The sequence below is a fragment of the Candidatus Thorarchaeota archaeon genome, assembly GCA_013388835.1.
Lineage (GTDB): Archaea > Asgardarchaeota > Thorarchaeia > Thorarchaeales > Thorarchaeaceae > JACAEL01.
The window spans coordinates 41078-53252 of sequence record JACAEL010000038.1; the positions used below are offsets into that span (position 1 = coordinate 41078).

Below are 12175 nucleotides of genomic sequence, written 5' to 3' on the forward strand. Positions count from 1 at the left end.
CTTGACGCCAAAGGAGAAGTACGAGGTTGTGGTCGTTGGTGCTGGTCCTGCTGGGAGCACGGCGGCCAGGACTGTTGCAGAGCATGGTCATTCGGTCCTTCTTCTAGAGCGAAGACGAAGGATAGGCTGGCCTGTCCAGTGTGGCGAGCTTCTTCCGGCAAGGACCGAGATAGAGCGTCTGCTGCCGGAGTCCCCTCGCGCTTCTAGACTCTGTACACCCCCTGCTCACACGGTCACGAACAGGTGCAGACTCCTCCGTCTTGTCTCTCCGCTTGGTAGTATTGCCGAGTTCAGATTCCTCCACAGCGTACTTGACCGTTCTCTGTTCGACCAGTTCCTCGCAGACCGAGCCGTGGACGCAGGCGCTGAGCTGTGCCTTGAGACTGCCGCAGTCAACCGGTCTGCAGACAACCACATCGGCCTTCGTATACGAGGGCGGGAGAGTCTCGTGGTCAGTGGCCGAGTCGTCGTCGGAGCCGATGGACCAAAGTCCCTGATAGCAACCTCGATTCGAAGCGTGTATCCCAATGAGGACCGCGACATGTCGCTCTCGATGCAGTATGTGATGCGCGGTGTTGAGTGCGATGAGGACGTCACCGAGATGCACTTCGGTAGCAGTGTTGCTCCGGGAGGCTATGCATGGATCATACCGAAGGGTGACGAAGTGGCAAATGTGGGTCTCGGTCTGAGGAGAGCTTTCTCTCGTGAGGGTACGCTTCTGCGCGACTACCTGAACCGATTTGTGAAACGCAATCCCAATGTGTCGGGGATGCTGGCGCGTGCAAAGGTGGTGAGCAGGATAAGCGCCTACATCCCTGTGGGAGGACCGACCAAGAGAGTCCATGGGCCCGGTGTCGTACTGGCCGGTGATGCCGCCGGTCACGTGATGGCCTCGAACGGTGGAGGGATTCCCACAGCACTGGTCGCGGGCGAGCTCGCAGGCATGGCAGTCTCAAGTCACCTGAAGGGCGGAGCACCACTGTCATCGTATGATGCTGCATGTAGGAAGGAGATGGGCGCCGTGCTGGAGGAGGCACTCAGAGTGCTGAGAGTCGCTGACAGGGTGATGCGCTCCGACACAGTCACAGACCAGTGCATGCGGCTGGCCGGGCCGCGGTTTCTTCAGCATCTGATCCGGTGCAGGCTTCCCCTGCCCGTCGCGCTCGCATCGAAGACACTGGTCCGGGCACTGGAGTGGACGGACTGAGCCCATGACTAGTAGAGGCGTTCCACCACGAAGTCAGCGAGTGCCAGCAGAGTGTCCTTTCTCGTCAGTTCCTCATCGCGCAGCTGCTGTCTTGCCTCTTCAGCGTAGTGCTTTGCCAGTCGCACGGTCTCCTCAACGGCTCGCGTCTCGTCAATCATCCTGAGCGCTGGTTCGATGTCCGACATACTGAGCCCCCGGATTGCACGGGCTCGCACTTCGTCGGATGAGGACTCGAGGCCATATACAAGCGGATAGCTGATACGCCTGTGTCTGAGGTCTGAGAGTGCTGATGTGTCCGCATCGCGCTGAAGCGAACGGACGTCAAGTACATCATCCCGTAGTTGAAACGCTATGCCAATCATCTTGCCGAACTCCCCAAGGACCTCCACCTGTCTGTCAGTCCCGCCCCCGAGCAGGGCGCCCACTTGAGATATCCCCATCATGAAGGAGGCAGTCTTGCTTCTCACCACACTCATGTAATATGAGGTGGTCATGTGTCCAGGATTGGAGAGGTCGATGAGAAAGTCGGACGCTTCTCCCTCACACATCACAATCCCGCATTCGCTAAGCCTCTGAAGGACTTCTGGTACAGCTCTCTGCCCTATGATTCGCACGGCAAGGGCAATCAAGAGGTCTCCTGCAATGACTGCAATCTTGGTGCCGTACTTCAGGTGGGTAGACGTGACACCACGACGAACACTGTCATCATCGATGATGTCGTCGTGGATCAGACTGGCGGTCTGGATCAGTTCTGTCGCTGCTGCAAAGGGCAGTGCGTCTTCGGCGGTGCCTCCAACGCTTATGCACGCGAGGAGCATCAAGAGAGACCGGACTTTCTTTCCACTCGCCTTGAGCAGATGGTGTGCGGCCTCGTAGAGCACAGCTGGCTCTCTTCCGGTCCTAACTCCGAGCAGTCGCTCAATCTCCTCGTCGACCAGACTGAGCAGCTCTGTCACATCGCCGCGTTCAAGAAAACTGAGCGGAGAGGCGTCTGTCCTGATTCCATTCGGCTGTTCATTTCGAGCGTCGGCTATTTCACGACGGCCTCCGAATCCTTGTCTTCAAGAAGCATCGTTCTGCAACGGCCTCGGTTCTCCAAGACCAGCAAGAGGCGTTCTCACTGACGGTTCAGTACGGAATGCTTAAACGTTTCGCGTAGCTGCATCGGTAATACTCCTTTCATGTGAGCCGATATCAGATGAGCCAAGAGCAGACTCCTCCTAGCAAGGCACGCATCTGGTTGAGAGAGATGCGACTTCCGTTTCTCACTGCGACGATAGTGCCAATCGGATTTGGTACGGCAATGGCGTGGGCGGTCCATGGAGTCTTCATGCTCGACCTGTTTCTCCTGACGAACCTCGCAGGTGCCTGTCTTCACATCGGTGCCAACGTCGCCAACGACTACTTTGACCATGTGAATCGGACAGACGACATGAACGTTGACTTCGTACGTCCCTTTAGTGGCGGCGCTAGACTCATTCAGGAAGGACTGCTGAGACCCAAGGAGGTCCTTGCTGGTGCGCTCGTCATCCTTGCGTTCGGAGGTGTGATAGGCCTGTACCTCTTCACCGTGAGGGGCCTTGTCATTCTCATCCTCGGTGGCATCGGTGCGTTCTCCGGCTTCTTCTACTCGGCTCCACCATTCAAGTTCCAAGCGCGAGGTATGGGAGAGCCCTTCATCGGTCTCAACTTCGGAGTCCTGATGGTATTCGGGGCATACTACGTGCAGGTGCCAGAGCTGTCTCTCGACCCACTGATTGCATCTCTCCCAATTGCCACGCTTGTGACGGCCATCCTCTACATCAACCAGTTCCCTGACTCGCGAGCAGATGAGGCGGCAGGGAAGAGGACTCTTGTCGTGCGGCTCGGTCTCAGAGCATCGGCGAAGGGCTACCTCTTCCTAATGCTGTTCGAGTACGCCTCACTCATACTGGGCATCATCATGGGATTCGTTCACCCGTTTGCCCTGGCGGCCCTCGGGACCATTCCACTCGCCGCAAAGGGAAGTGCGGTGGCACTCAGGGAGTATGAACATCCACTCGGGCTTATCCCCTCCTACGCCTCGACCATCATGAACCACCTTCTCACCGGTGCCGCCATGGCGGGTGCATATGTTCTGGTCGGGCTCGGTCTGACATACGAGTTCGCTGTGGCTCTGGGCATCTGTGTCCTGGTGGTCTCCTGTGTCAATGCTCGGAAGATGAGGGCTCCGCCTGCTCCGCCGTCCTCTGTCTGATACCGCGCACAAGACACCTGAAGAAGGCTCGCAGGTCTCTTGGCCGGACATGGAGGGCAGGCACGCTTCCCATGTAGTCAACATAGGACTGACCGAATCGTTCAATGAGCTCGGCCTCCTCACGTCTGATGTGAACTCGCACGAGCAGACAGACTGCCAGAGCGATTATGAGGGAGTAGATTGAGAACCTCAACGCAATGACAGACAGAGCATAGAGGATGGCTGAGAAGTACGCGGGATGGCGCAACAGGGAGTATATCTCGTGGTTCTGGACCTCTGACTCCTCAGGGAAGTACAGGTAGAGCACGACCATGTAGTCAACCCCAAACGTGAAGAAGGCACTGAGTGTGGTGAGAAGACCGATGGCGAAGATAGTGGAGAAGCAGAGTACTCTCAGTATCACGTCTACCTCTGCCGGCACCCCGAGAATGGGCAGCAGTGACCGCGACCACTGAATGGTGACGTAGTTCACCGGGCTACCGAGAGGAACGGATCGGATTGACGTCGCAGCATGAAGAAGCAGTGATGGAATCAGCGCGACGCCCGCAAGGCCATTTCGAACCACCTTCTGATATGCAAGTGGTCCGTACAGTGCCTTCATTGATGCTCGTCGGGTCCACATCCGGGCTATCAGTCTTAGAGAGATCACCGACATGGTCAGGCTTCCGATGATTGGCAGGTACGGCTCGACAGCAACAAGCACATCCACACCAGGGAAGAGCCGGGGAAGGACATCCACAGAGAGCAGAAGGAGGTATCCCATGCATGTGGTCAACAAGACGCCCAAGGGGAATAGCAGTATCCGTCTCCCCGGATAGTCGGGCAGCTTTTCTCGAAGCCGGTCAAGACCCTTGATGTGCATCACTATAGACCTCGTCGTGCAGACGAGAGGCATACGGTGAGATTAGACTTCCGGTGAGCTTGCATCAGTGACTCAGTATATCTCATCCAGCCCGTCCCACTTCAGGCCGAGTGCCTGTGCAACCAGCACTGCGAGGTCCTTCACCTGCTTGCTACTGCCAGTCTGCGGCAGCTGTTCATGCATGAAGTCAACGCATGAGGGACAGGCGGTGGCCACGACCTGTGCGCTGGTGGCCTCGATATCCTCGACCTTCAGGCGGTTTATCTTGACAGAGAAGTCCGGGTCGAACGCGCGGAGGACTCCACCACTTCCGCAACAGAAGCTCTTGTTCTTGGTGTGAGGCAGCTCCTCAAAGGTGACCCCAGGCAGGTTCTCGAGCACCTTGCGGGGTTCTTCATAGATGCCGCTGTTCCTTCCCGCATCGCACCCGTCATGGAATGTCACTGACACGTCCAGCGGACTGGTGAGGCCGCTGATTCTGCCGCGGTCGATGAGGTCAGCATAGTACTGAGCACCGTAGATGACCTCGAAGGGCACATCGATGTCCAGGAACTCGTGGTACTCTTCCTTCCACATCCTGTAGCAGCCAGGACAATTCGTGACCAGCCGCTCCACCCCGAGTTCCCTGTACTTGGCAATGTTGTGTTCGGCGAACAGTCTTGCGGTCTCGAAGTCGCCTGCCATTATCATGGGGGCTCCGCAGCACCACTCCTGATCGCCCAGGACTGTGTAGTCTTCCTCCACCCGGTCCATTATGAGCGTCGTGGCGATGGTGGCCTGAATCGGCACCGCCCTGTAAGAGGATGCGCAGCCGAAGAAGAACGCCGTCTTGGCTCTGCGACCCACACGCGACAGGAGGGCGTCCTCGTCGGGGTGCCAGTACGACCAGCCCTCCACCCGGTCCATCTGGCTCTGGCCTTGGACATTGTAAGACTTCAGAAGTGTCTCTCGGGCCGTCTTGAGCTGCTCGGGCCACATCCCCGCCTTGAAGAAGTCTGCTCGCATCGTCTGATACAGCTTCACGAAGGGGATGTTGACCTGACAGACCTCCTCACAGCCTCCACACAGTGTGCAGCCAAAGACCGCGTCCCTGAGACCGGTCAGTCCTTCAGACGGCTTGATTCTCTTCTGGAGAAGGGCTCGGGTCAGAAGCATCTTTCCCTTTCCTGAGTAACTGTCCACGCGCTTCACCTTGTATGTGGGGCAGGCACCATTGCCCACCTGGCAGAAGGAACACTGAGCACATCTGAATGCCATCTCCTGGAGACCATACTCTTGTAGTGTTGAGAATCGCATGGACACTCACCAAGCCGGGCGCATCAAGCCAGACAACAGGCGAGCTGTCGTAGTTGGACTAGAAATACCTTTTCACATGACCAGTCCCGTCCAGCCAGACCATCCGGACCCGAGGCTGACAGGCAAGTCTGATTGATTGCAGGACCAAGCACATCTCCCACGGCGGGTCGCTTGTGCAGGAGATGAAAAGGACACCCACCTCGCCAGCTTTTTAAGTCGTGACGGCCCCTGCGTGAAACCGGACCCAGATCGAACAGGGAGCCGCCTCCAATGACTTTGAAGAAACATCTCGTAGATGAACTCACGGAGGTATTTGGTGAGAGGGTCGTCACTGCCAAGCACGAGCTCATCATCCATGCCCAAGACGTTGGCGCTCTGCCCAAGCAGGTCGGCTGGCTGATGAACACGAATCCGGATGCCGTAGTACGACCCCAGAGCGTGGAGGAGGTCCGCGCGCTCTATGCGTTTGCCAACAAGCACCACATCCCGCTCACACCCAGAGGTGCTGGCACTTCCGGTTATGGTGGTGCTATCCCGCGTAACGGCGGCGTGGTCGTAGACATGCGGCTCTTTGACAAGGTGCTGTCAGTGGATTCGCAGGCTCTCACTGTCACTGTACAGCCGGGAATCTCTTGGGCGAACCTTCAGCATCACCTGAACCGAATGGGACTGGACTTGCGCTGCTACCCGTCATCGGGCATCTCGGCTACTGTTGGCGGCTGGGTCGCCCAGGGCGGCGATGGTATTGGTTCCCTCAAGTACGGGAACATCAATCAGAATGTAGTTGAGGTCGAGGTTGTCCTGCCGAATGGTCAGGTGGTGACCAGCCGTGACACCGACCTGTTCTGTGACACTGAAGGTATTCTTGGGATTATCACAAGGGTGACGCTCAAGATTAAGCCGCTCACTCGCATAGTCCCCATTGTGGTCAGCTTTTCTGAGAACTACCTCATGACATTCGCAATCGAGAAGATACTTGAGAGAGCCCCGCTCCCAATGACGATGAAGTTCGAGGAGTCCAAGTACACGGACCTCAAGAAGCAGGCATGGGAAGGACACGGACCATTCCCGTTCCCGGTCGACCACTGCACCCTTCTGGTCGCATTTGATGGTCCAGACGAGGAGATTGAACGAGGTCTCGAAGTGGTCCGCGAGGTCACTACCGAGTACAAGGGCCGCGTCTATGACAGGCAGGTGTCGGAACATGAGTGGGCCGAGCGATACTACCCGATGAGAATCAAGAAGCTTGGCCCCACACTCGTGGTCGGTCAGGCCTTTGCACCCCTGGAGAGACTCGAGGCCATCCTTGACGACTTCCAGTTCGAACAGGCCTCGGCAAGAGCTGGCATTGACGGATACGTGAACTCCAAGACCGGCGTCACAATGATGGGCTATTTCCTGGAGGACGAGCGAAGGACCTTTTTCATGCTCTCGTGGGTGCAGAGCTTTGTGATCTTCAAGATTGCACAGCGACACGGTGGTCATCCCCACTCCACAGGGATATGGCTCGCAAACTATGCGCCAGTCTACTTTGGAAGACGGAGGCTCGGGCGTATCAGAGCGGCGAAACTCAAGTATGACCCCAACGAGGTGTCCAACCCCGGGAAGGTGTTCGCATACTGGCTGCCGCTCATACTCCGTATTGGCAAGTACTTCATGTGGATTGCCTTTGACCTCTTCCGAAACGGGTTTGGCCGCATGGCCCCCATACTCTTGAAGTGGCTACAGAATCTGCCGCCACTCAAGTGGGTGTTGCGCTGGGGACGCGCGCACAGCCCGTGGCCTGTGCAATATGGACTGGGATGTTGCATGGCCGATGGAGCAGCGGCGGTGGCTTCGAGATGGGACCTTGAGAGGTTCGGCATGCTGCCGCTCTTCGGACCCAGGCAGTGTGATGTCCTGTGGATATCGGGGTCACTCACAAAGAAGATGGCCCCAAGGCTCAAGCGTATCTACGAACAGATGCCCGAACCCAAGTATGTCATCTGTTTTGGGCAGTGCGCTGCGAGTGGTGGCCTCTTCTGGGATGGATACTCGCTCGAAACAGACCCGGAGAAGATCGTGCCTGTCGATGTCTACTTGCCCGGTTGCCCACCGAAGCCGGAGGACTTTGTGAGGGCACACCTCATTCTGCAGAACAAGATACGGGCAGGCACCACTCACTGGCAGAGGCGATACGAGAATCAGGACGCAATGGGAGTCATTCAGTAGGTGAGGTCAATGTCGCTCAGAGAAGACACAGAGTTCTATTGCCTGCTCTGGCTTGGCATGGTCACACTGGGCTCGTACTACTTCAACGTGTTCTATCTGTCAGCCACGAGCTCGACCTATCTCTCCGCCATCGGCTCATTGTTGCCCGTCCTGCTGGGGGCTCCCCTGATGCTTGTCTTTCTGTTCGTTGGTTATCTGAAGCCGGCAAGAGGCCGCATCAAGATGAACATGCTGGCCCTCGCGGTCATCGTCATGGTGTTCTACGCCATAATGATTGCAGGAGAGCCAACCGGCCAGGCTGGCGGCATGTACACCGCGTTCTGGGGCGCGGGAAGCTCACTGCTTGTCGCAGGTGCCCTTGCGATTCGGCCGTCACTGACCGAGAGCACCTCTCGTGGCATGCTTGACGTGTCAAAGCTGAAGTATCCGCCCGAGCCGCCAACCGACTCTGCAGAGTAGACTCACAGCTCCTTGAGCCACGCATAGGCGGAGAAACTCAGCAGCAGGCCAAATGCAATCCACGCGAAGAGGACTATACCCGGTCCCCAGTCGAACAGCGTCAGGTCCAAGTAGCCGTGCACCCCTGTCACAGTCCCCGAGAACATCGTCATCAGTGTCCGGGAGGACCTAGTCTTCAAGTGAGCCAACAGAAAGGTCGACAGAAACAGGATGCCGCCCGTGCCAAAGAAAACCATGTGAAAGAATGTCAGTTCCACTGTTGATGCGAGCGCATACCAGAAATAGGAGCCCACGAATGCCATTCCACTGAGCAGAACGGTTTCAATCCCCGCGATATGGGATCTGTTTCTGCGACCAAGTATCTCTTGGCACGGGGCGTTCCTGTTTCCATGTTTCACTCCCCGCGATATGGGATCTGTTTCTGCGACATGTCGGCCCCCGAACAGGCAATCTATGGTGTTGGAGTACGGATAGGCCTGCATTCTGGGGTGAGTTGTGTGCATCATCATTCTGCAAGGTCGCTTATAAACATCCCCACGCAGTATCGGTGGATGTCAAGTTGGGGGAAGGCCGAAGGGGTGAGGAAGGTCTACTGTCCCCTAGGAAAGGTTGTACAGACCGCGTCTTGTCAGCTGCTGCCGTCTCTCTCAATTGCTGACGGCTCGGGCAGGCTGTTCGAGAAGGCAGACAATGACCGTCCGGCACTCGCAGGACAGTCCGAAGCGTTTTTATGAAGCATGTCGGTAGCGGACGCCTAACGCCGGCATCCAAGGGACTCGACACAGCGCGGAGAGACATCGGGACAATGAATGTCTTGAGGGTCAGTCTGCTATTGCGTCGCCCAAGGAGAATCTGACGACATGAGCCTGACTGGTCTGCAGTGGAGTTCAACTGAAATGCGCCTGTTCATCGACTTCATCCCGGTCCTCCTGTGGGCCATATTCGCCATGGTACTCGTTGTCATAATGCTGTTGGCCTCTTGGGTGTTGCGCCCCCACGTCCTTCAGAACTCGGAGAAGACCTCGACCTACGAGTGTGGTGAGGAGCCTGTGGGCCCTGCGAGGATCTCGTATCCATACAACTACATGGTCTACACCGTGCTTTTTGTTGTGATCGACGTCCTCGGAGCCTTCCTCTACATCGTGGCGGCATCCACACTTCGTCTGTCAGTACCGGTGGTCTGGGAGGTGCTTCTGTTCGTAGTGCTGTTGGCCAGCGGTGTCGGCTACGCGATGAAGGTTCTGCCACATACGTCCACAGCCGGGAGTGAGACTCTGGCCCTGTATCGTGCGGCCAAGGCTGCATACATCGAGGGAGAACGCGAATCTGTGAGGTCAGACTGATGCAAGAGATTGAAGTGTTACTCGAACAGGTAGAGTTCGTGGCCATCGCCGTTGCGGTGATAGTCTTGGCGCTCCTTGCTCTTGAACACAAGGAGATTGTCTATGCGGCCTTCTTCTTCGGAATCATGGCCTCGGTGGTCGCGGGCGTCTTCCTCTTGCTCGAGGCCCCTTTCATCGCCGGTATGCAGATTGCCGTATACACGGGCGGAATCAGTGCGCTCATCATCTTTGCTGTACTGCTCTTGCCCAGGGCGCAGGACTCCTCGCTAGAGGTCTTCGAGTCTCCCAGAAGGAGGCGACTGGGGCTGGCCACTGCTGCGGGAGTCATGACGCTCTCCGGAGCGCTGGCACTTCTCTTCCCATGGTACGAGGCGTTTCCAGCTGGCCAACCTGACCTGGCCCAGAGCCTGCAGGAGCTTGCCGTCTGGATGTGGGGCACGCACGGTGTCATTGTTCAGATGGTTGCCCTGACGATGCTGACTTCCATTGTTGGGACCATGACACTGCTGAGGATGGAGAAGACCGAACATCTCCAAGAGATTGCCACGTACACCAAGTCGGCTGAAGCCACCGACACGAGAGAGGAGGCTGAGAGACAGTGATCCCCCTGTCGTGGTATCTCATTCTGGCTTTCATTCTCATTGGTCTCGGGGCATACGGTATGGTTGTCAAGAGGAATCTGATTCGTATTCTCATAGGCTCTGAGATCATGGCCAACGGTGTCAACATCGCGTTTGTTGCGACCTCGCTGTACTACCCGGTCTTCAACATCACTGGCCAGGCACTCATCGTCCTTGTGATATCCATCTCGGCGGCTCACACTGCGCTTGCGATGGTGTTGATGCTTCTCTACTACAGGCGATACAAGACTGTGGACCTTGGTCGTCGTCAGGTTGTGGAGGTGCGGTGATTGACGGAGAGTCCCTCAGCTCTGGCCTTTGCTCGAAGTGTCACGAACCGGTATCCGGACGTGCAGGCAGATGTGATTGACGAACACAATGTCAAGCTGAGCACACCCCCCGAAAGGATTCGTGATGTCGTTTCGCTCATCGACTCAGGCCTTTCAGACGCGTTCCCAGAGTCGGTCTTCGGTGTCGATCTGACCGGAGACCAGTACGAGCTGATATACTACTTCTGGTCCCACAACGCGCGACTCCTCTGCCAAGTGCGAGTGAGACTGACAGGACCCACCCCCTCCGTGCACTCCGTGGCCGACATGTTTCCGGGACTGGAGTGGCACGAGCGGGAGACCCATGAGATGTTCGGGATCCAGTTCGTGGGGCATCCGGACCTGAGGCCCCTCTTGCTTCCGGAGGAACTTAGAGGCAAGTACCCTCTCCGGAAGAGCTTCCAGACCGATAGGAGTCGTCTTGAGGAGTCGGGGCTTCCGTTGCGAGGAGGTGCGAGCGAGTGACAACGAGACAGAAGCCGGACATACTCGAAGAGGCCTCTGAGATATGGTTTGGTCCTCAGCATGTCTCCGCTCACGGCTGGGCCACAAAGCTCACCATCGTTGGTGACTACGTGGTCGAGTGTGACCCGCACGCGGGCTACTTCCACAGGTCTGCGGAGAAGGTGCTGGAGTATCGTAACTTCAACCAAGGACCTCTGGTCATGGAGCGACTCTGCATGCTAGAGGCGTTTCTCGCAGAGTATCCCTACGTGAGTGCAGTGGAGAAGATAGCCGGTCTCGAAGTGCCAGAGAGGGCCAGAGTCCTGAGGACCATCATGATGGAGGCCAGTCGGATCCACAGCCTTCAGTTCTGGTGGGGGCAGTTCTCAGCCGAGCTCGGGCTGTTCGCAATGTTGCTCTGGCCGTGGATTGACAGAGAGTACTTCCTCGACACGTTCGAGGAGCTTACCGGGTCCAGACACACGGTGTCATTCAGCACTCCCGGCGGAGTGAGGTATGACATGACAGAGAAGGTCGCTCAGAAGCTGGACCGGGCGCTCACACGCCTGGAAGAGAGGATGCCCAAGTTTCGTGACATGCTCATGGGAAGCCCGACCTTTCGGCTTCGAACCCGAGGCGTGGGGCTACTGAGCGGCAGAGAGGCAATCAGGCTTGGACTGAGCGGCCCAAATGTGAAGGCATGCGGAATCCCGATGGACCTGCGCAAGGACATGCCTGACCCGAACCTGGCCTACGACCTCGTGGACTTCGAGGTGCCGACGGTGGAGAGCAAGGAACACCCGGGGATGAGTGACGCATACGACAGGATGGTGCAGCGATTCCACGAGGTCGAGACCTCAGTGAGCATAATCAGACAGCTCCTGCCTCATCTCAAGCCGGGCCCTGTCATCGACCCGAAGGCACGAGCGAAGACCAACCGACTTCCTGAGGGGGAGGCGTACGGAAGGGTCGAGGGCACACGAGGCATCACAACAGTCTGGCTGAAGACCACCGACAAGGCACAGACACCCTATCGGGCGAAGGTGCGAGGACCGTGTTTCAACTCATACTACTCGCTAAAGCACCTCGTACCCGGACACAGATTTGCGGACTTCATAGTGGTGTTTGGTAGCCTTGACCCGTATCCGGGTTGGTGGGACAGGTGAGG

13 protein-coding genes are annotated in these 12175 nt (G+C 57.2%); 9 read left to right on the forward strand and 4 right to left on the reverse strand.

The annotated features are described in order from the left end of the window. Position 1: 1 nt before the first annotated feature. On the forward strand, positions 2-1207 hold the full coding sequence (locus HXY34_06920) for a geranylgeranyl reductase family protein (GenBank protein ID NWF95859.1): 1206 nt from the start codon (positions 2-4) through the stop codon (positions 1205-1207). Positions 1208-1215: 8 nt separating this feature from the next. Here HXY34_06920 and HXY34_06925 read toward each other — a convergent pair whose 3' ends face one another. Then, positions 1216-2163 (reverse strand): polyprenyl synthetase family protein, encoded by a 948-nt coding sequence (locus HXY34_06925; protein NWF95860.1) that lies wholly within the window; start codon positions 2161-2163, stop codon positions 1216-1218. Between the two features lie 242 nt (positions 2164-2405). Here HXY34_06925 and HXY34_06930 point away from each other — a divergent pair, with 242 nt between their 5' ends. Further along, on the forward strand, positions 2406-3443 hold the full coding sequence (locus HXY34_06930) for a prenyltransferase (protein ID NWF95861.1): 1038 nt from the start codon (positions 2406-2408) through the stop codon (positions 3441-3443). Here HXY34_06930 and HXY34_06935 read toward each other — a convergent pair. Beyond that, on the reverse strand, positions 3394-4308 hold the full coding sequence (locus HXY34_06935) for a hypothetical protein (GenBank protein NWF95862.1): 915 nt from the start codon (positions 4306-4308) through the stop codon (positions 3394-3396). The genes HXY34_06930 and HXY34_06935 overlap by 50 nt on opposite strands. Before the next feature lie 69 nt (positions 4309-4377). Beyond that, complete coding sequence (locus HXY34_06940) at positions 4378-5601, reverse strand: (Fe-S)-binding protein (GenBank protein NWF95863.1); 1224 nt, start codon at positions 5599-5601, stop codon at positions 4378-4380. Positions 5602-5871: 270 nt separating this feature from the next. Between HXY34_06940 and nuoB the strand changes: the two genes are divergently transcribed. Next, a complete protein-coding gene (gene nuoB, locus HXY34_06945) occupies positions 5872-7812 on the forward strand; it encodes an NADH-quinone oxidoreductase subunit NuoB (GenBank protein ID NWF95864.1) in 1941 nt (646 codons plus the stop codon). A gap of 9 nt (positions 7813-7821) precedes the next feature. Further along, positions 7822-8271 carry a hypothetical protein gene (locus tag HXY34_06950; GenBank protein ID NWF95865.1) on the forward strand — a complete coding sequence of 150 codons (450 nt, stop codon included), beginning with the start codon at positions 7822-7824 and terminating at the stop codon, positions 8269-8271. A gap of 2 nt (positions 8272-8273) precedes the next feature. Here HXY34_06950 and HXY34_06955 read toward each other — a convergent pair whose 3' ends face one another. Continuing rightward, positions 8274-8780, reverse strand: a complete 507-nt coding sequence (locus HXY34_06955) for a hypothetical protein (GenBank protein NWF95866.1) — start codon at positions 8778-8780, stop codon at positions 8274-8276. Positions 8781-9131: 351 nt separating this feature from the next. Between HXY34_06955 and HXY34_06960 the strand changes: the two genes are divergently transcribed. From HXY34_06960 to HXY34_06980, 5 genes are read left to right on the forward strand one after another with little or no spacing between them, the layout of a single operon-like run. After that, the gene (locus tag HXY34_06960) at positions 9132-9614 is read left to right on the forward strand and encodes an NADH-quinone oxidoreductase subunit A (GenBank protein ID NWF95867.1); all 483 of its coding nucleotides are present in this window, start codon (positions 9132-9134) and stop codon (positions 9612-9614) included. After that, complete coding sequence (locus HXY34_06965; protein ID NWF95868.1) at positions 9614-10216, forward strand: NADH-quinone oxidoreductase subunit J; 603 nt, start codon at positions 9614-9616, stop codon at positions 10214-10216. The genes HXY34_06960 and HXY34_06965 overlap by 1 nt, the downstream gene beginning before the upstream one ends. After that, positions 10213-10524, forward strand: coding sequence for an NADH-quinone oxidoreductase subunit NuoK (gene nuoK, locus HXY34_06970; protein NWF95869.1), 312 nt, complete (start codon positions 10213-10215; stop codon positions 10522-10524). Before HXY34_06965 ends, nuoK begins: the two co-directional genes overlap by 4 nt. Continuing rightward, positions 10525-11028 (forward strand): NADH-quinone oxidoreductase subunit C, encoded by a 504-nt coding sequence (locus tag HXY34_06975; protein ID NWF95870.1) that lies wholly within the window; start codon positions 10525-10527, stop codon positions 11026-11028. Beyond that, a complete protein-coding gene (locus HXY34_06980) occupies positions 11025-12173 on the forward strand; it encodes a hypothetical protein (protein ID NWF95871.1) in 1149 nt (382 codons plus the stop codon). The genes HXY34_06975 and HXY34_06980 overlap by 4 nt, the downstream gene beginning before the upstream one ends. Positions 12174-12175 lie beyond the last annotated feature (2 nt).